The sequence below is a fragment of the Flavobacterium plurextorum genome (assembly GCF_002217395.1).
GTDB lineage: Bacteria > Bacteroidota > Bacteroidia > Flavobacteriales > Flavobacteriaceae > Flavobacterium > Flavobacterium plurextorum.
On sequence record NZ_MUHD01000043.1, the window covers coordinates 1 to 22458 of the forward strand.

Below are 22458 nucleotides of genomic sequence, written 5' to 3' on the forward strand. Positions count from 1 at the left end.
TATACTTTTTAGGAAGAATAAAAGATGATATGCTAACGGTTGTTTTCAAAATACAGTTGTTTATAGTTTTAAACTCTACTAATTCTATAGACAAAGTTAAATTTAATATAATAAAAACCAAAAGTTTTTTAATTTTTATTTAAATATTTAGAAAACAGATACTTATAAAATGACAGAAGTTTGTGTTTAATTATCTGATTTATAGCTTTTTAAAAATGAAATATTTAAAATAAAAAAAGACAAAAAAATAAGTTTTGGAGATTTATTTTTACTTATTTTTCTGTCTTTTAATGTTTTAGGAAATGCGAAAACTGCTGTTTTGATTTTTAAATTAGTTAATGAAAGTTCTAGGAGTTACTAGAATCAGACTTAATCTGCTTTTAATTTTAAAAGTCATTTTTTTAATGAAGCACCGCCGGGCATAACTTCCGTTTTTAATTTAAACTTACTGTATTCAACAACACCTGTTTTATCAGCCCAGTCAAAATATTTTGCGGAGAGATCATTTACAATTCCAGGGTTTTGCTGTGCTACATTATTTGTTTCGCCGCGATCTGTTTCAAGGTCATAAAGTTCCCATTGATAAGCAGGATATGTCGAAACCAGTTTCCATTTTCCTTCTCTTACCGCTCTGTTTCCAGCTCTTTCCCAAAATAATGGAGCACCGCGATTTACTTCAGAAACATTGTCGAACAAAACAGGCAGCAAACTTTTCCCCGCTAACGGATTTGAGTTGACGCCATTATAAGCAGTCGGATAAGTAATTCCTGCCAATTCATAAAAAGTAGGAGCAAGGTCAATAATATGTCCTGTTCCTTTATCGATTCGTCCCGCTTTTATTTTTGATGGATACCAAGCGATAAACGGCGAACTAAAACTACCTTCGTGCATATTGTTTTTATACTGCTGCAGTGGAGTGTTCGACAAGTAAGCCCAGTTTTGCTCTTGATAATCAAACGATCCCGAAGTTCCAACCGGCCCGTCATTTCGAACTAAACCTCGCCCTAACGGATTGTAAGTATTAAAACCGCCTTGTGCACCATTGTCTGAAATAAAAATAATTAAAGTGTTTTTATCCTTTTTTAAAGCTTTCAATTTGTTTAAAACTTTCCCAACGTTTTGATCCATGTTGTCAACCATAGCGGCGTAAACTTCCATTTTTGCTTTCCAAAATTGTTTTTCATCATACGACAATTTACTCCATTCAGGAACTTCTGGATCTCTAGGAGCAACGGTTTGATTGGCAGGTAAAATTCCGTTTGCTTTGAGTTTTTCAATTCTTTTTTCTCTTAAAACATCCCAGCCCTCGTCAAATTTTCCTCTGTATTTGGCAATATCAACCGGTTTTGCCTGTAAAGGCCAATGCGGAGCTGTAAAAGCGAGATACAAAAAGAAGGGTTTGTTCTCTTTGTTTTGCTCGTCAAGAAAAGTAACGGCATTATTTCCTATTTCATCTGTAAAATAATACGAATCATCTTTTGGATGTAATTCTTCATTATTGCGAATCAATTTTACAGGATATGGCGTTTTTCCAAAAGGCAGCGGTTTGGTATCAAAATAGTTTGAAGCGCCTTTTAAAATACCATAAAATTTATCAAAACCTCTTTGATTTGGCCATTGCGATTGATCTTCAGATCCCACGTGCCATTTTCCAGAAAGTAAAGTACTATAACCACCTGAACGGAAAACTTCTCCTAAAGTCAAAGACTCTTTATTTAGATAACCTTGGTAAGCAGGAAGTCCTAAATTGACATCAAAAAATCCCATTCCCGCTTTATGCTGATATTGCCCCGTAAGTAAGGAACCACGCGTTGGCGCACAAATAGAGTTATTGTAAAATTCGCGTAAACGCAAACCTTCGCCCGCGAGTTTATCGAGATTGGGTGTTTTAATTTCGGAACCATAATTTCCTAAATCAGAATATCCCATATCATCAACCATTATTAAAATAATATTGGGTTTTGTGGTTTCTTGAGTTGTTTTGTTTTGTGCCGAAACTAAAGCTGCTGCGACGAACAGCAGGTTTAATGTAATAAGTGTTTTTTTCATTTGAGTTGATATTTTAATGCATTGGAAATGGCAGGCGAAATTTTGATAATGGTTATATTCATGTTAGTTAGCTCATTCTGTTATGCTTGGTGATGACAATAATGGATATTATTTTTATTATTGGATATATGTTTTATTTTGAGTGAAACGACTTTTATAAACAATTCAAACTATGTTTCTATCTGTTTAAAAAAAATGGTATTTAGGATTTAATCATTTACTAAACAGTAAAAAAGCAATAAGCAGCGTAATAATCACATTGAATAATTGTGCGATTAAAAAGGCATATAAAGGTTTTCGGCTGTTGTTATTTAATAAATCTTTAAAATTGGTTTCGAGACCAATACTTGTAAAAGCTAAGGCAAACCAAATTCCCTGCAGATTTTTTAAACTGTCTTTTACTTCATCTCTAGTTTCAGCTGTAAGCAGGAAAGAAAAGAGTAAAGAGGCTGCAATAAAACCAATTACGAATTTAGGAAAACGTTCCCAGATTACTTTTAATGTTGGTTTAGATTCGACAGCTTCAGCCGAAGAATTATGCGAATAAGTCCAATAAACCGATATAGCAAAAGCAGCAATTCCTAATAATACGTTTTGAGAGAATTTTACAATGGTGCTGATTTTTAAAGCGGTTTCGCCAACTAATGAACCCGAAGCGACAACTGCGCCCGAAGTATCAATGCTTCCGCCGAGCCATGCTCCAGTAACTTCTTCGGGAAAATTGAAATATTTAGCAATTATGGGCATAAAAATCATCATGGGAATTGCGGTCACCAATACAATCGAAATAACATAAGACAGCTTTTTTGAATCGCCTTTGATGGCGCCCGAGGTCGCGATCGCAGCAGAAACTCCGCAAATCGAAACAGCACTCGAAATCATCATCGTTAATTCGTCGTCGACTTTTAGTTTTTTACAAAGCCAAAAAGCAAAATACCAAACGGATAAAACGACTACGAGAGCCTGAATTAATCCTAAAGAACCTGCTTTTAAAATGTCTGAAAAAATAACACTGGTTCCTAATAAAACCAATCCGATTTTGACAAATACTTCGGTAGAAAGTGCCGATTTGAACCAATCGGGAAGTTTGAAAAAATTACCTATGGCTAAACCAATAATTAAACTAAAAATTACGGCTTCGAGATTAAGCCCTTTTACTTCGGTATTTCCAGCAATAATGAGCGCAACAACTGTTAATAGGTAAACTATTGGAAATCCTAACAGAAAATGTTTTACTGATTTTCCGATTAAAAATGCTCCGAATGCTCCAATGATAATAAGATATAAAAATTGTAATAAGAGGATTTTGAGGTTTGCAGAATTGAAGACATCAGCGAACAAATCCGTTTGATTTGACCATTTGAAAACGGGAACTTCGGGTAGAAAAACAAATAGCGAAACTCCGATTATTATAAATCCGAGAATAACGACGGTCCAATCTTCGTGAATGGTGAATGTTTTGTTTTGGATTGACATTGTTTATTTTATTATCCTAACAGGTTTTCAAAACTTGTCAGGTGTTTATTTGTTGTTGCTTTTTTTGAATTGCCTGCAGCTTTAGCTGGAAGTATAAGTTTATGGATAAAAGGCTTTAGCCGAATAGAAAGTTTGGCTAAAGCCTTCTCTTTTTCCAATTTTGAACCTCCAGCTAAAGCAGTAGGCAATTGATAATTATTGATTTTCTTGTATGATTTTATAGGATTATACAGGAATAGAATTACAAATCGACAAAGTATTTTTGTTTGTCAAAATCAAATTCATAATAAGTTAGATTTGGCCATAAAGGTTTTATCAAACCCTTTTCCCAGTTTTGTAAAGCAAGCTGCAGTTCCTTTACTTTTTCAGGATTTTTTACTGCTAAATCTGTTGTTTCAGATTTGTCTTTTGATAAATTATAAAGCCATTTTTCATGCGTTTTTCCGCTTATGATTAATTTCCAATCGCCGCTTCTTATGGCTTTTGCATCGCCGGAACGCCAATATAAATTTTGATGTGCTTTTTTATTTTCATTTACAGTACTTACAAGATCAACACCATCATAAACTCGGTCTTTTGGTAAATCTGAATGTATGGCTGCGGCAATCGTGCTAAAAATATCCAATGTGCTTACAGGTGTTTTATAGATCGTGTTCGGTTTGATTTTTCCCTTCCACGAAAGTGAAAACGGAACATTAACTCCGCCTTCAAAATGAGAAAACTTTCCTGCTTTTAATGGGGCGTTTGTAGTGGCAAAAGTATAATCGGCTCCGCCATTATCGCTGGCAAAAAAGATTAGTGTATTATCTTCCAGACCTTCTTTTTTTACTTTTGCTCTAATTCTTCCTATGGCATCATCAAGCGCACTGATCATAGCAAAATAAACCCGTTTGTTTTCGTCTTTCACATTTGGGAAACGATCGTAGTATTTTTTACGAACTTGAAATGGCGTGTGCGGCGCATTGAATGGAACATAAAGCAAGAAAGGTTTCGTTTTATTTTTATCAATAAAAGCTTCGGCTTCATCTGCAAAAGTTTCAGTTAAATACGCTTTATTATGAACTATTGTAGTATCACGACGAATTTGTCCAATGCCAACTCGGCCTTTTCCCCAAATCATTTTGTCGGTAAAATCTTTGTGATGATGGTTAATAATATCTGGATTGTCATCTTCGGGAGTGTAAAGTGAAAACGCTTGATAAAATCCGTAATGGTAATCGAAACCACGATCTAAAGGAAAAAATCCTTTATTGTGTCCAAGATGCCATTTTCCAATTATTGCGGTGCTGTAACCTTGTTTTTTGGCAAGATCAGCAAATGTAATTTCAGATTGTGGTAAACCTTGAGAGGCTATCGAAGCTTCATTTGGATAATTTATTTTTGGATTTAACCGCCAGTTATTGGTATTGATTAAATATTTAAAACCATAATATTCTAAGTTGTTTTTAGGATAACGATCTCCGGGTTGATATTCATGTCCGAAACGTTCCTGATAACGCCCCGTTAAAATTCCCGCACGCGACGGCGAACAAATAGAAGCCGAAACATAACCGTCTTGAAATGTAACTCCCGATGCTGCCAGAGAATCGATATTTGGAGTTGGTGTAGATTTTCCTCCGTACAACGAAATATCATATTTTCCTAAATCATCGGCAAGGAGAATAATGATATTTGGTTTTTTGAAGGAACTGTCTGCTGAAACTTTTTCAGCTAGAAATGCTGCTTTTCCTTCAAGCAGTTTTTTGTCTGGTTGAATTAGAGTTCCATCCGTATTGATGGGCCAGAATAAAAATGCTGCGAAAATAAGAAGCACTATTAAAATGGATATTATAATCTTGGTTGTTTTTTTATAGGCTGCCATAAGGTTAGTTTTTAATGCTGTTTGAAGTTTGAAAACATTGTTTTTAAACACATAGAAACATAGTATTTAGAGTGCTGGAAAAAGACGCTTCACTTAAAATAAAACGCATAGCATTATGTGAAGAAATCGTGATTTCTTTAAATGATTCTTTAAGCTGAATTTTAAATCGATGTTTCTATGTGTAAAAAATATTATCTAGAAGCTAAAGCCGCATCAACATCGTTTCTTAAATCAGCTGAACCTTCTTTTTTAAATACAATTTTTCCGTTTTTGTATAAAATCAAAGTCGGGAAAACTTTTATTGTTTTTAAGTCGGCAATTACCTGCGGACTATCTTCAAGATCGATTTCTACGATTTTTAAAGTATTGCCATATTGTGCTTTAATAGTTTCTAAAACTGGTTTTACTTTTTTGCAGGCACCACAATAAACGGAACCAATATCAACTAAAACATCTTTGTTTTCGGCAATAATTTTTTTGTATTCTGCAAGCGTTAATTTGCTTTTAGAATTAGAAAAGAAAGGTTTTCCGTTACCAATCCAGTTCGCAATTCCGCCTTCCAAACTATAAGCTTCTTTAAAACCTTTTTTTAATAAATCATCAGCGAGCCAAACGCTTCTTCCTGCACCAATAGAATAGGTAAATACTGGTTTCGTTTTATCTAGTTTTGCTATTTGTTCAGCATAATCTTTTGATTCCAGATTAAAATTTACGGCACCAATAATATGATTTAAAGCAAATTCATCAGAACCTCTGGCATCAATTATCTGTGGATTTTTTTCGGCTTTAATTTTTGTGTAAAACTGTTCTAACGAAATAGTGTTTGAACTTTTATTTTGTGAAAACCCTATAAAGGTAAAAAGTAGTAATAGAGTTACAATGCTGTGCCTTAATGTTTTATTTTTCATAATTAGTAGTTTTAAAAAGTAAGCAGTGTATTCAAGTTAATTTTTGAATACACTGCTTAACTTTGTTTTTTAAGATTGAACTTGTTCTAAAATTGGAGCAGGAGTATCTGCAGCTAAAACTGGTTTCGGTTTTAACGGAACGGATAAAACTCCTTCTGCCAAAGCGCTTCCTTCTTTTTTAGATTTGAATATCGGCCATAAAAACTGTGCATACCATTCTTCTTGTTTATAGGATTTGATTCCGTACGATTTTGGAAACTTTCGGGTAATTAAACCAGTTCCAAAAATCACATCCCAAATGAAAAACATATTTCCAAAGTTTCCTTTAAAATGTCCAATACCGTCTCCGCTCGTATCTGCATGATGCGCATGATGTGTAGCAGGTGTAGAAATTAAACGTTCTAAAACCCAAGCAATAGGATGAAGCATTTTGTATTTGTAAAGCGGCTTATCCCAAGCAATACTTGAGTGTGCGCCAAGTGTGATAAAACTTTTTATTACTAAGACAAACAAAGCGGGTAAACCTAAACCTAAATAGGTTAAAGTTGCGGTTAAATATATCTGAGAAAAAAACACTGTATAGATGAAGTTTTGTCTCGAAAGCATTGCCATTCCCATATAAGGAGCGGAATGATGTGTTCTATGAAAACGCCACAAAAAAGGCACTTGATGATGAAGTCTGTGGTACCAATACTGCGTTAAATCATCGGCTACGGCAATTAAGAAAAATGCTCCCCAAAACGGAACCCATGATAATGAGTTTTCAAGATTAGGAATTAAAAAAGGCAAAACGGTTAAGCTGAAAAAGGCAATAATGGGTGGTAAAAGTAGTTTTGGCGCCAAGAAAGAAACAATATCTATTTTACGTTCTTCACCCGTCCATTGATCGTCATATAAACCCGCTGTAAATTCTATAACTCCCAGAACAAGCATGAAAACAGTTAATCCCCAAGTTCTGATATTGGCGAATGCCGGTTTTGCAAATTCTAAAAAAGAAGGTACAGTAAGATGCGATTCTGTTACTGGATTATTACTTAATTTGAAATATAAATATATTGCCAAAACGGGCAATGTGTATAACAAAAGGCTGATGGCTAAATCTCTTGTTAGTTTTGAGTTTTGTACTGCTGCCATGATTTTTTATTTTAAAAATTGATTAATTACTGCCAGTCCTCCAGCTAATATGGCCAGCGGAACTAAAAATAGGATTGTGCCTACGACAATCTTTTTTCCTATAATGATATAATCTACTCGTTTCATGCTGTTTTATTTTTTTGATTTCAAAATTGAATCAGGTCTTTTAGATTGGAAAAGACCTGATTACTATTTTTAGTGTGTTGCTCCAGAACCTGATTGTGTTGCTTTTCTAGCAAGTTCCTGCAAGGTTTTACCTTTGTCTTGACCATTATTATGAATTCTGCGGTTAAAAACATCCTGCCAGTCAATCAGCGGATAAAGATTATTTTCTTTTGCCTGCTCATCAAATAGTTTTTTAAGCTCGGCTAATTTTTCTGGGTATTTTTTTGCCAAATTATTACGCTCATTAAAATCTTCGTTCAGATTGTATAATTCCCAAACATCATTGTCGAAATTGCTTGGTTCTGGTTTTTCATTTTTGCCTAAAGAGCTTTTCAAAGCAAATGAATCTGGTAAATGCGCTGCGGCAGCTTTCCATCCATCTTTATAAATGGCTCTGTTTCCAAAAATGTAATAATATTGAACTTTGTGCAGCGACTCAGCTTTTGGATTGTCTAAAGAAGCTTGAAATGATGAACCTTGGATAATATCCTGTTTAATTTCGCGAATATATTCTGGCGCTTTTATCCCGGCAATGTCTAAAGCTGTAGGAAGCAAATCGGTTACGTGGCTGTATTGATTTCTAATACCGCCTTTGTCTTTAATTCCGTTTGGATAAAATACAATCAATGGATTACGAGTTCCTCCTTCAGAATGTGCGTCTTGTTTCCAGTTTTTAAAAGGAACATTTGTTGCTTGTGCCCATCCTAAAGGATAATTGGTATTTAAACCTTTTGCGGTTCCAATTTCTCCAATATTATCTAAATTGCTTTGCAGATTTTGCTCATCAGATTTTCCTTGAGAGAATAAACTTTGATTAATAGTACCTTGCAAAGTCCCTTCTTTACTAGCTCCATTATCTCCAATGGCAACAAAAATCAAAGTATTGTCTAATTGGTTGCTCTCTTTTAAATAATTTACAACCCTTCCAATTTCATAATCCGTATAGGTTAAATAACCTGCATATACTTCCATGAATCTAGCATATACTTTCTTTTGATCTGGTGTTAGTTTTTTCCAATCTGTAATTAACGGGTTGCGCTCTGGCAAAACGGCATTTGCAGGAACTACGCCCAGTTTCTTTTGGTTAGCCAATACTTTTTCGCGGTAAGCGTCGTAACCTTCATCAAATTTTCCTTTGTAAGCATCGCTCCATTTTTCAGCAACTTGATGTGGTGCATGAACTGCGCCTGGTGCATAGTATAAAAAGAATGGCTTTCCAGGTGCTGCTTTTTGTTGTTTTTGAATATAGCTGATCGCTTTATCAGTAATTAACTCACTTAAATGACGTCCATCAGGTTTAACATGAACCTGATCTTCTACTAAATCAGGATTGTATTGATCGGTTTGCGAACCTAAGAATCCGTAAAAATGTTCGAAACCTTTTCCTGTCGGCCATCTGTCAAACGGTCCTGCATCTGTAGCTTCTTCATCTGGAGTAACGCCATATTTACCAACTGCAAATGTGTTGTAACCATTGTCGCGTAAAATCTCTGCGATCGTTCCTTTATCAGATGGAATACGTCCGTCCCAGCCTGGGAATCCTGCTGACATTACGGTATGAGAAAAACCGCTTACGTGAACTCTTGCAGAGTTTCTTCCAGTTAACAATGCTGCACGGGTAGGAGCACAAATTGCTGTAGTGTGAAAGTTGGTGTAACGCAAACCATTATTAGCCAGATTGTCAAACGTTGGAGTTTGAATTAATCCGCCAAAAGCACTTGACGCTCCAAAACCTACATCGTCTAATAATATCCAAACAATGTTTGGCGCGCCTTTAGGGGCTTTTACTGGATCTGGCCAGTATTCTTTAGATTCGGCTAAAGTTTTGCCAATTACACCTTTAAATTCTGTATTAGGATTTGTTTGGCTAAAGCCGAATTGTGCGATAAGTAATGCGGTAATCAAAAGCCCTTTTTTAGGACTTTTGATTGTGATGTTATTTTTTGAATTTTTCATTTTTACTTCGTTTTTTGGTTATATGTTAATTAATATCCAGGGTTTTGTGGTAAGCCGTCAGGGTTAATATTTCGCTCGCTTTGCGGAATCGGATAGAGGTTATTTCTTTCTGAAACGGAGTTTTTGGCGGTTACTTTTTTAACTTCGGTAACCAGTGTTCCCCAACGTACCAGATCAAACCAGCGCTGTCCTTCTTGAACAAATTCTTTTTTGCGCTCTTCTTGTATGGCAACTCTAAAAGTTGTTTGCGTCAAACCTTTTAAATCTACTGTTGCATCAGGAGTCGTAATTGGTTTACCAAAAGCTCTTCGTCTTACTTGATTAATTAATTCGTAAGCTTCAGGAGTTGGCGTTCCCTGCTCATTGATTGCTTCTGCCAGAGATAATAAAATATCGGCATAGCGAATTACAGGAAAGTTGATTGCTACGTTACCCGGAGTTGCCAAATTGGTTAAGTCCAAATACTTTTTGAAAATTGGTTTAGGAAAAGTGTACAAAGTTCCCGTTGCTGGATTTGGCAGCTGTTTCGCATAGCTGACATCTCTTCGTGTATCTCCGGCAGCATAAATATCATAGAACAATGCTACATCCGAAATAATATCAGCAGGTTCTGTAGCAGTAAATCCCGTAAAAGAAGTGGCTTGAAATGTACTTCCGCTTGATCCGTTTCCTGCTTGATTTGGTTCAAACTGAACAGAGAAAATATGTTCTTTTCCGTTCTTTTTAGTTTTCGTAAAGATGTCTTGAAAGCTTTCGAATAAAGCATATCCATAACCGCCGTTTATAACTTCTCTTGCTTTTAAAACAGCATTTGGCCAATCTTTTCGAGTTAGATAAACTTTAGCCAAAATAGCTTTTGCAGCTCCAGAAGTTGCACGTCCGGCATCAGAAGCTGGGTAAGTTGGCGGCAGACTTTCGGCATCTTTTAAATCCGCAATGATTTGTGCATATACTTCTTCAACCGGTGCTCTGTTAGCTTTTAAACTTTGTAACTGAATCGAAGTTGGTTCGTGCAAAACGATTGGAACTGCGCCCCAAAGACGAACTGCTTGAAAATATAATAAGGCTCTAATAAATTTAGATTCGTTGATTAATCTCGTTTTAACAACTTCTGAACCTGATACTTTCGAAATGTTATCGATTGAAACATTGGCTCTGTTTATTCCGGCATAAATTTGTCGCCAAGCTACTTGAACACGATCTGAAGTGGCATCGTGAGTTAAACTGCTTAATGCTCGAACTTGCGGATTTGTTGCTGAAACTCCTGCAGCAGCATAATCTGAAGCCATATCAGTCAGGAAGTAAAGGTTTCGACCAAATAAACTTTGTTCTCCTGGATCAAGGCTTAAAGAAGCATAAACTGCGGTTACACTTGCAATGGCATCGTCTTGGGTTTTAAAATAGTTATCTTCGGTTACAAAGGAGGTTGGTGTTACCTCCAGCTCAGTGCACGATACCAGTAGTCCGGCACTTAAAAGGAATGTTATAATGATCTTTTTCATTTTATATTTTTTTTACTTAGAAAGTTACGTTCAAGCCCGAGATGAATGTTTTTGAGTTTGGATAAGACCCAAAGTCAATTCCCGGATATAAGTTGTTTTGTTCGTATGAACTTACCTCTGGATCATAACCAGTGTATTTTGTCCATGTAATTAGATTTTCGGCAGAGACATAAAACTTTACGCTTTTTGTTCCCAATTTTTTAGAAACACTTTTTGGTAAAGTGTAGCCAAGAGTGATTAGTTTTAATCGTAAGAAAGAAGCGTCTTCAACGTAACGTTCAGAAACTATTCCTAAAGGAGAACTTGACGCTCTAGGTATTTCGTTGCTTGGATTTGTTGGTGTCCAGCGATCGACTAAAGTTGTAGCCGCGTTTGTACCAAGAGTCGAAATTTCTAATTGTTGGTTTAAAGCATTAAATACTTTTCCGCCATACGATCCTTGAAAAGAGAAGTTCAAATCGAAGTCATTGTATGAAATTGTATTGCTGAAACTTCCAACAAATTTTGGCTGTGATGTTCCAAGATCTCCTTTGTCAAGAGCTGTAATAACGCCGTCGCCATTAGTATCAACATATCTTCTGTCTCCCACTTTTGTATTGGCTAAACTGTTTATTTTTGGCTGTGTATTTACCTCTTCCTGCGTTTGAAAAATACCGTTTGTCTTGTATCCCCAGAAAGTTCCCAGAGGCTTTCCAACTTTTACAATTACAGGCTGCTGCTGCAATAAAGAACCATTTGGCACAACTGGAAAAAATTGGTCAACACCATTTCCTATGGCAGTTACTTTATTTTTATTGGCAGAAAATACAATGTTTGAATTCCATGAAAAGTTCTCCGTTTTTATATTTTCAGTAGTTAAACCAATTTCGATACCTTTATTTTCAACCCCGCCAATGTTTTGTAATACTGTTGCATATCCTGATGTTAACGGAATTGGAACGTTGATTAACAAATCGTTTGTCTTTTTATAATAAACATCAAAGACAAAGTTGATTTTTCGATCTAATAAGGATAAATCTAAACCAACATTGTATTGATTTGTTTTTTCCCATTTCAAATCAGGATTTGCCAATCGGGTAGGAGCTAAACCAGTTTGTAATGTACCTCCAAAAGCATAATTTACAGAACCCATTGAAGCTAACGAAAGGTAGTTTCCAATTTCTTGATTCCCTGTTGTTCCTGCTGTAATTCTTAATTTGGCTTCAGTTACGCCTTTAATATTATTTGCAAATTCTTCATCAGTAATATTCCAAGAGAATCCTGCAGAAGGAAAGTAACCCCAAAGAGATTCAGAACCAAATCTAGAGGAACCATCTGCACGAGCTGATAATGTAAAATTGTATTTTCCTCTATAAGAATAATTTACTCTCGTCAGCCATGATTTTAAAACACTTTCAAAAGCATCACTATATGGTTTTACAGCTACACCATCTTGAAGCGCATTATAAGTGTTAGCATCATTTACAAAAGTATTTGCACCTGCATTAACTACTTCTCCTTTAGTGTATTGAAGTGTGTATCCGCCTAAAACCGAAAATTTATGGTTTTCTCCAAAGTTGGTGTTGTAGTTCACGGTATTTTCATTTAATACCGAACTTACCAATCTGTCACCAACAGAAGCTAACCCTTTTGTTCCAGCGCCGGTTGTTGTATTGGCTGATGCGTAGTAATTTTGTTTAGTGTCAATTACGTCACCGCTCACTGCAACTTTCGCTGTCAATTTTTTAGTTATTTTATATTCACCAAATAAGCTGGTTAAAATTCTATTGATTTTAGTTTCATTAGTTGTGTTTTCTAAATCATTAATTGGATTTGGAACAAAACCATTTACAGAAGTTGCATAAGGATTATTCGTTACATTATAACTTCCATCAGCATTTTTAATAGGAACAACAGGAGCAGTTAATAAAACGCTTACAATAGGATTTGGGTTTCTTCCTGCACCTGCACCGCCATTTGTACCAACGCCATTTGAAACCGAATTACTATAATTTGCGTTTACTCCAAATTTAAAATTCTGAGAATAGTTTTTTTCATAGTTTATACGAAGCGATATACGTTTAAAATCTGATCCCAAAACAATACCTTCTTGATCAAAATATCCTGCAGAAACTGCATATCTTGACTTTTCATCGCCTCCAGAAAATGACAATTGATGGTTTTGTACTGGAGCCGCGGTTCTAAAAGCTGCTGATTGCCAATCGTAACTTCCGGAGTTTTTAAAAGCTTCGATTTGTGCAGGAGAGAACGAAGGTGCTTGTCCAATACTTGCTTGAACATCATTTCGTAAGCTAGCCCATTCGCTGGCGTTCATTACGTTAAGTTTTTTCGAAACATTTTGAAATCCAAAATAACCTTGATACGAGATATTGTCTTGTCCTTTTGTTCCTTTTTTGGTTGTAATTATAACGACACCATTTGCACCTCTAGAACCATAAATAGCTGTAGCCGAAGCATCTTTTAGAACTTCAATAGATTCTATATCAGCAGGGTTTATAGTAGACATTACATTTAAACTGGCGCCTGCAAAAGATACTCCTGCTGAACTGTTGCTGTTGTCATTGTAAATTAAAATTCCATCTACAACATAAAGAGGTTCGTTACCCGCTGTAATTGAGTTTCCACCTCTAATTCGTACACTTGATGATGCGCCGGGTCTTCCTGAGCTTTGCGTTACAACAACTCCTGCAACAGCACCTCTTAATAAATTATCTGCAGATGAGGTTACTTGAGATAGATTTGCTTTTGGTACAGAAGCGACAGAACCCGTAATATCTTTTCTTTTTTGAGTTCCGTATCCAACAACTACCAGTTCGTCCAGCTCTTGTCGTTCCTCTTTTAAATGAATAATTACAGGATTTTTATCTACAATTATTTCAGTTTTTTTATATCCAATGTAGGTTATAATTAAAGTGTAAGGTAATTTTTGACCAGTTTGAAAGTAGAATTTTCCTTCAGCATCTGTTACAACTCCGTGAGTTGTGCCTTTAATATTTATTGATGCCCCAATGATGGGTTGATTTGTAATGTCGTCAACTACAGTTCCGTCGAGTTTAGATTGTATTAATGGTTTCGTATTTTGTGCCTGAAATTGCAGGGATGTTAACAAAAAAGTAACCCATAAAATGAGATTTATATTTTTTTTCATTTCTTTGTAATGGTTTTTAGTAATTAACAAGGCGCCCTGAAAGTTGATTTTTCAACTCTCTAATGTGTCCTTGATCTAGTGATAAATATTCTTTAAGCCTCGCCATTTCTGTTGCCGCAGAAATGGCTTTTTTTATTTACAGCAGCAGGTTTGCATCATTTTCATTTTAGTTTTTTTTAGTTGTTAATTATTTTCTTTTTTAAAATTGAGGTATGTTCAAAGATCTTTCCGAAGCAGTTTAGTGCCGCAAATAGAGGTTTGAAATATAAAATGTAATGTGGTGGTGAAATTTAAAAGTCTCGTTTTATATTAGATTTTAAAAGCAATCTATTGTAAACGAATAATTTGCGTTGAGAATTAGCAACAGAAGCACATATAACAAAATGTGTTATAGGTATATTTTTTAGGAAGAATGTAATACGATATGCTTTCGGTTGTTTTCAAAATATAATTTTTTTGGTTTCAAATATTATTTTAAACTCTACTAATCCTATAGACAAAGTTAATTTTAATATAATAAAAACCAAAAAAAAGATTAAGTTTTTTAAAAAAAGTAAAAAATGAAGTGTTTTTGAAGTGTCTAAGGTATTGTTTTGTAGTGGTTTAAGTTTGTTTTATGTCTACAGGAATTTGTCTGAAATCAGATTTATCAAATACAGAAATGTAGTATTTTACACTTAATTTACGAGAGGAATATTTTTTTTAAAAGGAGAAAAACAACATATTTTGACAAACCGACGATCAATTTTGATTTTTATTAGTAAAACATGCTGGCTTTTTAATTTTAAGTGACTAGTAATAAAGCGATTTTGAATGCAGCGCTTTTATCAAAAAAATGCCAGAGTATAATTATAGGAAGATGATTTAACAAATTAATTACTGTTAACTCATATGTAGTTTCATATTTTTTAGTAATTTTAGATTGTTGAAAGATAGATGGATAGGAAATAAGAGCATTTATTTCTACTGTAATTAAGGTGGAATTTCAGTTCTAATGAAGATGTTGCTGTTGCTGCAAAAAAAAAAGTGATTTATCTATATTCGATTTATGTCATATTAAAGACAAGATTATCTTTAATATGACATATGTCATTTTTTGCAGAGGTTAACTGTTTTAATTTTGTTGTCATATTAAGTACTGATAATAGTTCGCTAATATTTTAATAATTATTATATGAGTAATCTGTCTCAATCCCACCGAATTTTATTTTTAAATACACTTGCCTTTACAATTTGTTTTGCATGTTGGACATTAAATGGTGTTTTAGTTACCTATTTAGTTGATAAAGGGATATTTAATTTTACGGTTGTAGAAACTGGATGGTTGTTAGGAATTCCAATTCTTTCAGGTTCTATCTTTCGTTTGCCTATAGGTATTTTAACAGATAAATACGGAGGTAAAATTGTATTTTCAGTCTTATTATTATTGTGCTCAATTCCTTTATTTTTATTGCCATTTGCAACTTCATTTTGGAGTTTTGCGGTATTAAGTTTTCTTTTCGGATTAGTAGGAACAAGTTTCGCTGTTGGAATAGGATATACTTCAATCTGGTATCCAAAAGAGTGGCAGGGACGTGCACTGGGAATTTTCGGAATGGGAAATGCCGGAGCAGCAATTACTACTTTTATTGCTCCCACTTTGCTAAATAATTTATCAGAAAATGATCCGATAAACGGGTGGAAAACACTCCCAGTTATTTACGCTGTAACACTTGTTGTAATTGGAATACTTTTTATTGTTTTTGCAAAAAATAAAGTCAACAAGGGAGTTTCAAAAACAATGGGACAATTGATGTCGCCTCTTAAAAACGTTCGAGTTTGGCGTTTTGGAGCTTATTACTTTTTAGTATTCGGTTTTTTTGTAGCCTATTCACAATGGCTTCTTCCAAATTTTATGAATGTGTACCATACCACTTTAGTAATGGGAGGTATGTTTGCTACTATGTTTAGTCTGCCATCTGGAGTTATTAGAGCTTTTGGAGGTTATTTATCAGATAAGTTTGGCGCTAGAAAAGTAATGTATTGGGTTTTAGGATCATCGATAGTGATTAGTTTTTTATTGATGTTTCCAAAAATGGAAATTTTTACCGCTGGGCCTGGAGTTATGGCAATGAATAATGGTACGGTTACAGAAATTACAGCTGATAAAGTGGTAGTAGATGGAAAAGTACATAACATACATACCAAGAAAGTTCAAAATGATGATGAAGCTGCGATTTTTCCAGTAAAAAATTCTTGGCAGGAAATCCTTGTCAAACAAAATCAAGAAGTAAAAAAGAAAGAATTATTAGCGCAAGGAGTTACACAAATTAAGTTTAGTGCTAATCTTTGGGTATATGTGGTTTTAGTAATTCTTATTGGAATTTCTTGGGGAATTGGTAAGGCTGCTGTTTATAAACATATTCCAGAATATTTTCCAAATGAAGTTGGAGTAGTGGGTGGAATGGTTGGTTTAATTGGCGGACTTGGCGGTTTTGCCGGCCCAATAATCTTTGGTTATCTTCTTAATTATACAGGACTTTGGACTAGTTCATGGATATTCATTTTTATAGTTTCTGTGCTTTGTCTGCTTTGGATGCATCGAACAATTATTAGTGCAACTCGATCTAAACTTCCAGATTTCACCAGAGATATTGAAAGCAATCATTAAAATTTAAATAACTTAATAATAGATATATGAAAACTTGGTTAGATAAATGGGATCCAGAAGATGAAGTATTTTGGAATTCTACCGGAAGTAAAATCGCTTGGAGAACGTTAACAATAACAACGATCACTTTAGTATTATCGTTCGCATCATGGTTTATGATGAGTGTTATTGCCGTAAAATTGCCAGGATTGGGATTTCGATTTACTAAGGATCAACTTTTTTGGCTGACTGCAATTCCTGGACTTGCAGCAGGATTTTTGAGAATTATACATACTTTTATATTACCCATTTTTGGAACAAGACATATAGTCTCGTTTGCTACACTTATTAAATTAATTCCTGTAATCGGAATTGGTTTTGCTGTGATGGATGTAAATACACCATTTTGGGTATTTGCACTTTTAGCTTTTACTACAGGTTTTGGTGGCGGGGATTTCTCCTCTTACATGCCAAGTACAAGTTTGTTTTTTCCTAAAAGACTTAAAGGAACAGCTCTTGGAATTCAGGCAGGAATTGGGAATTTTGGTGTTTCGGTAGCACAATTTGTTACGCCGCTTATTATAAGTGTTAGTATTTTTGGTGCCGCACAGGTATTTACAAGTATTGATCATAAAGAAGCAATTGTTGTTTTTCAGAATGCTAGTATAGAAAAACAAAAAGAGGTTTTTTCTGCTTTAGATCCTGACGTACAAGCTAGAATATTGACTAACGTAAAGAAAACGATCACTGATTCAGTAACTGCATCAATCAAATCAGATGATAAAGTGGCTCTTTTTACGGCGTTGCCTTTAAAAGCAAAAGCTAAGGCTATTGCAAATGCAAATCCAAAGATGGCTGAGAAAATATTAAATGATATCAGTCCTAAAAATACAGCAGTCAAAAACACCGAAATTTATTTACAATCAGCTGCATTTTGGTACGCTCCGTTCCTAATATTATTGTCTATTATAAGTTGGTTTTACTTAAAAAGTATTCCAATGAAAGCGTCAATTAAAGAGCAATTAGATATTTTTTCTAATAAACATACTTGGTATTGCACGATTACCTACATCATGACTTTTGGAACATTTGCCGGTTTATCTGCTGCTTTTCCTTTAATGATTAAGTTCTTGTATGGTGATTTTCCAAACGCGCCAGATCCATTAGTTTATGCTTTTTATGGACCGCTTATAGGTTCTGCTAGCCGTATTGCTTTTGGTTTCGTAGCCGATAAAGTAGGTGGAGCTATACTTACTACAATTACTGGTTTAGGAATTTTGGCAGGATCAATTATTTTAGTTACAGAAGGATTAGTAGCGCCAACAAGTATGGAGCAGTTTCCTCTTTTTGTAACCGTAATTTTAGCAATGTTCTTTTTTACAGGAATTGGAAATGCAGGTACGTTCAGACAATACCCTATTATTTTTGCCGAAAACCAACGTCAGGCAGCTGGAGTTATTGGTTGGACAGCGGCAATAGCAGCATTTGGACCATTTATTTTTTCAAAATTAATAGGAAATAATCTTTCAGCTAATGGCACTGTAAATCAATTTTTTATTGGTGTTGCTATTTTCACTATATTAGCTACAGGTATCAATTGGTGGTTCTACAATCGTAAAGGATGCGAGAAACCAAGTTAGTAAGTAATCATTAAAATTAAAATTAAGGATGAAAGATAAAACATTTAATACCAAAGCCCTGCTTGTTGCTTCGCTGGTTTCAATACTCACTATCGTACTTGTGTTTTATGGTTCCAGACAATTGCAGAATTTCGATGCAGCATTAATTACTTATTTATTCGGAACTGTATTTGCTTTCTTCGGAATCGTTTATCGATATACCGTTTGGCTGCAGCGTCCGCCAACATGGATGTATTTTAAAAGAAGTATAAAATTTCTTTTTACAGGAAAAATATTTTCTCATTTGTGGTTTTTAGGAAAAGAATCAGTACAAAATATTGTTGTTCAAAAGTTTATTTATCCAAGAAGTAAATGGCGCTGGTTTGCCCATTTTTGTATAGCATTAGGCTGCTTGTCTGCTTTTGCAATCACAATTCCGTTGACATTTGGATGGATACATTTTTCATTGGCACCTAATTCTATTTCCATTTACGAAGCGCATTTCTTCGGATTTAAAATGATGGATTTCGAAATAGGATCTTTTCTTGCCTTTTTAATTTTTCATGCCCTAAACTGGTCATCATGGCTTGTAATAATCGGGTCTGTATATTATTTAAGACGAAGATTAACAAATCCGGGATTAATTGCTACTCAAACCTTTGAAGGAGATTTATTGCCGTTGATATTATTAATTGCAATATCGGTTACTGGTTTATGCTTAACCTATTCATATCAATTCATGAAAGGATTTGCATATGATTTCTTAGCCGTAATTCATGCCGTAACCGTAATCATGTTTTTAATATGGATTCCGTTTGGAAAATTCTTTCATATCATTCAGCGTCCTGCACAAATTGGAGCTCATATTTATAAACAAGAAGGAATCAAACAAGGAATGGCAGTTTGCCCGCACACTGGTGAAGAATTTGCAACAAAACTTCATATCAATGACTTAAAAATTGTAACCAAACAATTGGGTTTTGATTTTACACATGAAGATGGAACTTCTCACTTGGATTTAAGTCCAGAAGGAAAAAGATCACGATTAGCGCAAGCACATTTAAAAGCCAGAATAGAAAGCGGAGGAAGCTTATTTGGATAAAGAATATAGTTTCAAGTTTCAAGCTTCAGGTTACAAGTTCCGTAAAGAACTTTAAACCTGAAACTTGAAGCCAGAAACAAAACAAACAAAAAAAGACAATGGCAAAATTACCTGTATCAGCTGAAAAAATTATTGAAGAGTTCGGTCCGCATTTAAATTATGCACCTAAAGATGGTTATGAAGGTAGAGACGAACCAGATAAATTGGTAAAAACACATTGCTGCTTTTGCGGCATGCAATGTGGTATTCAATTATCTGTAAAAGATAATCAAGTAGTTGGCTTCGAACCTTGGATGGAATTTCCTTTCAACGAAGGGCGTTTATGTCCAAAAGGAGTACAACGCTATTTACAAAATAATCACCCAGATCGTTTATTACATCCTTTGAAAAGAGTAGAAGGAAAAGGTTTTGAAAAGGCGACTTGGGATGAAGCAATGGATAAAACCGTATCTGAAATTAAAAGAATTCAGGAAAAGTATGGTAAAGATGCTTTTTCAATGTTATCTGGTGTGTCATTATCAAATGAAAAAAGTTATTTAGTAGGTAAGTTTGCTCGTGTAGCCCTAAAAACAAAAAACTTAGACTACAACGGTAGACTTTGTATGGTAAGTGCAGGAGCAGGAAATAAAAAAGCCTTTGGTTTAGATCGAGGTTCAAATAATTATTCAGACCTTGAGTATGCAGAAGTAATTATTGTTGCCGGTGCAAATATCAGTGAAACATTTCCAACCTTAACCCACTGGATTTGGAAAGCTCGTGATCGCGGTGCTAAATTAATTGTAATCGATCCAAGAATGATTCCGTTAGCAAGGACTGCAGAGATTCATTTAGATGTAAAGCCCGGAACAGATTCTGCTTTATATGGAGCAATGCTAAAATATCTGGTAGATCATGATATGTTAGATCATGATTTTATCGACAATCATACTTCAGGATTTCAAGAAACAATTGATGCAGTAAAAGATTATACTTTAGAATGGGCGGAAGAAGTTACTGGAATTGATAAAGAAAAGATAAAAGCTGCTGCTGAGTTATGGGGGAAAGCAAAAACGAGCTTTTTACTTCACGCACGCGGGATAGAGCAACACTCTAAAGGTGTTGATAATGTAGTAGGCTGTATTAATTTAGTTTTGGCAACAGGAAGATTAGGCAGACCTTACTGCGGATATGCAACAATTACTGGACAAGGAAATGGACAGGGAGGAAGAGAGCATGGTCATAAATGTGATCAATTACCTGGAAATAGAGACATTGAAAACCCAGAACATCGTAAATACATATCAGAAGTTTGGGGAATCGATGAAAAAGACATGCCTGGAAAAGGTTTATCGGCTTATGAAATTATTGATGCTATACACAGAGGAGAAATAAAAGGTTTACTTTCTATTTGTTTTAATCCGCTAGTATCATTGCCTAATAATAATTATGTACGAGAAGCACTTGAAAAATTAGAGTTTTACGTTTGTATTGATTTCTTTTTAAATGAAACCGCTCGTCATGCAGATATTGTTCTGGCTGGATCATTGCAAGAAGAAGAAGAAGGAACTACAACATCGGCAGAAGGAAGAGTTATCCGAATTCGTCAAGCTGTGACACCTCCTGGAGATGCTAGAACAGATACTTCAATATTTTTAGAATTAGCAAAAAGATTGGGAGTAGAAGATAAGTTTACTTATGAAAATAGTGAAGCTATATTTAATGAATTGCGTGTTGCATCTAATGGCGGAACAGCAAATTATTTCGGAATATCATATAAAAAAATAGAAGACAATATGGGCGTTTTTTGGCCTTGTCCAACAGATGATCATCCCGGAACACCTAGATTGTGGGAAGACAAAGTGTTTGCAACTCCAGATAAAAGAGCTCATTTTAATCCTGCTCCATATAAACTTCCAGGAGAAGTTACTGATGAAGAATTTCCAATAACATTAACGACAGGTCGTGTGGTTTCTCAATATTTGAGCGGAACACAAACCCGTCGAATTGGTAAGCTGGTAGATCAATTTCCTGAACCGCTGTTAGAAATTCATCCTGAGCTGGCTCTGAAATATGGTATTAAGCAACGTGAATTGGTAAAAGTTTTAACCCGAAGAGGAGAAGGAGTTTTTCCTGCAAACATAGTTGAAACCATCCGAAAAGATACTGTATTTATACCATACCACTGGCCGGGAATTAAATCGGCTAATCAATTAACAATTGGAACTTTAGATCCTATTTCTAAAATGCCAGAATTTAAAGTTTGTGCCTGTTCATTAAATCCGCTTGGCGAAATTGCACCATCCTCTGCTGGATCTGATGCTTTTGCAAGTGTTTAATCTATAAAAGAAGACTTATGAATTTAACCAATTTTAATAGAAACGAAGAGTTTTTTGTAGATCTGCAACGCTGTATTGGATGTAAAGCCTGTGAAATGGCTTGTGCAGAATGCGAAACAAACGGACAGGAATCTCTGATCAGTGTTAATTATGTAGAACGCTCCTCGACAATCCAAACTACTGTGCAAGTTTGTATGCATTGTGAAGACCCAGTTTGTGCCAATGTATGCCCAGCTGATGCGATTTCGCAAGATGAATTTGGCGTAGTTCATACCGCAAGTACAGAAAGATGTATAGGTTGTTCAAACTGCGTAATGGCTTGTCCGTTTGGAGTACCTAAAAAAATGGAAGAATACGATTTAATGATGAAATGTACAATGTGCTATGACCGTACCAGCGTTGGAAAAAAACCAATGTGTGCAACAGTCTGTCCAAGTGGAGCATTATTTTACGGAACAAGAGAACAAATCGAAGAAATGAGACCAAATAGTACACCAATCAATAATTTTATTTTTGGAAAAGAAAGAGTTACTACAAAAGTCAATATTATGATGCCAAAAGGCGCTAATGAATTAAGAATATATTAAATCCAGA

At 34.9% G+C, this 22458-nt stretch carries 14 protein-coding genes; 5 read left to right on the top strand and 9 right to left on the bottom strand.

Annotation, left to right across the window (positions count from 1 at the left end; translation table 11 throughout):
* Positions 1–393: 393 nt before the first annotated feature.
* The 9 genes from B0A81_RS19565 to B0A81_RS19600 all read right to left on the bottom strand — a co-directional run bounded on the left by B0A81_RS19565 (position 394) and on the right by B0A81_RS19600 (position 14199).
* A complete protein-coding gene (locus tag B0A81_RS19565) occupies positions 394–2049 on the bottom strand; it encodes an arylsulfatase (RefSeq protein WP_089059572.1) in 1656 nt (551 codons plus the stop codon).
* A 213-nt stretch (positions 2050–2262) separates the two neighbouring features.
* Positions 2263–3525: a YeiH family protein gene (locus B0A81_RS19570; protein ID WP_089059573.1), complete on the bottom strand. Its 1263-nt coding sequence runs from the start codon at positions 3523–3525 to the stop codon at positions 2263–2265.
* Positions 3526–3536: 11 nt separating this feature from the next.
* The gene (locus tag B0A81_RS21685) at positions 3537–3683 is read right to left on the bottom strand and encodes a hypothetical protein (protein ID WP_165768101.1); all 147 of its coding nucleotides are present in this window, start codon (positions 3681–3683) and stop codon (positions 3537–3539) included.
* Positions 3684–3766: 83 nt separating this feature from the next.
* On the bottom strand, positions 3767–5386 hold the full coding sequence (locus B0A81_RS19575; RefSeq protein ID WP_089059574.1) for a sulfatase-like hydrolase/transferase: 1620 nt from the start codon (positions 5384–5386) through the stop codon (positions 3767–3769).
* A gap of 191 nt (positions 5387–5577) precedes the next feature.
* Positions 5578–6294 carry a thioredoxin domain-containing protein gene (locus tag B0A81_RS19580; protein ID WP_089059575.1) on the bottom strand — a complete coding sequence of 239 codons (717 nt, stop codon included), beginning with the start codon at positions 6292–6294 and terminating at the stop codon, positions 5578–5580.
* A 69-nt stretch (positions 6295–6363) separates the two neighbouring features.
* Positions 6364–7428: a sterol desaturase family protein gene (locus B0A81_RS19585; protein ID WP_089059576.1), complete on the bottom strand. Its 1065-nt coding sequence runs from the start codon at positions 7426–7428 to the stop codon at positions 6364–6366.
* 195 nt (positions 7429–7623) lie between these two features.
* On the bottom strand, positions 7624–9549 hold the full coding sequence (locus tag B0A81_RS19590) for an arylsulfatase (protein WP_089059577.1): 1926 nt from the start codon (positions 9547–9549) through the stop codon (positions 7624–7626).
* 29 nt (positions 9550–9578) lie between these two features.
* Complete coding sequence (locus tag B0A81_RS19595) at positions 9579–11051, bottom strand: RagB/SusD family nutrient uptake outer membrane protein (RefSeq protein ID WP_089059578.1); 1473 nt, start codon at positions 11049–11051, stop codon at positions 9579–9581.
* 16 nt (positions 11052–11067) lie between these two features.
* Positions 11068–14199 carry a SusC/RagA family TonB-linked outer membrane protein gene (locus B0A81_RS19600; RefSeq protein ID WP_089059579.1) on the bottom strand — a complete coding sequence of 1044 codons (3132 nt, stop codon included), beginning with the start codon at positions 14197–14199 and terminating at the stop codon, positions 11068–11070.
* Between the two features lie 1174 nt (positions 14200–15373).
* On the opposite strand from B0A81_RS19600, the gene B0A81_RS19605 reads away from it, so the two are divergent.
* The 5 genes from B0A81_RS19605 (at position 15374) to B0A81_RS19625 (ending at position 22451) form a co-directional block, all read left to right on the top strand.
* Positions 15374–16849 carry an MFS transporter gene (locus tag B0A81_RS19605; protein ID WP_089059580.1) on the top strand — a complete coding sequence of 492 codons (1476 nt, stop codon included), beginning with the start codon at positions 15374–15376 and terminating at the stop codon, positions 16847–16849.
* 26 nt (positions 16850–16875) lie between these two features.
* Positions 16876–18468: a magnesium transporter MgtE N-terminal domain-containing protein gene (locus tag B0A81_RS19610; RefSeq protein WP_089059581.1), complete on the top strand. Its 1593-nt coding sequence runs from the start codon at positions 16876–16878 to the stop codon at positions 18466–18468.
* 28 nt (positions 18469–18496) lie between these two features.
* A complete protein-coding gene (locus B0A81_RS19615; protein WP_089059582.1) occupies positions 18497–19549 on the top strand; it encodes an MFS transporter in 1053 nt (350 codons plus the stop codon).
* A gap of 98 nt (positions 19550–19647) precedes the next feature.
* Positions 19648–21864 carry a molybdopterin oxidoreductase family protein gene (locus B0A81_RS19620; RefSeq protein WP_089059583.1) on the top strand — a complete coding sequence of 739 codons (2217 nt, stop codon included), beginning with the start codon at positions 19648–19650 and terminating at the stop codon, positions 21862–21864.
* A gap of 17 nt (positions 21865–21881) precedes the next feature.
* Positions 21882–22451: a 4Fe-4S dicluster domain-containing protein gene (locus B0A81_RS19625; RefSeq protein ID WP_089059584.1), complete on the top strand. Its 570-nt coding sequence runs from the start codon at positions 21882–21884 to the stop codon at positions 22449–22451.
* Positions 22452–22458: the final 7 nt, after the last annotated feature.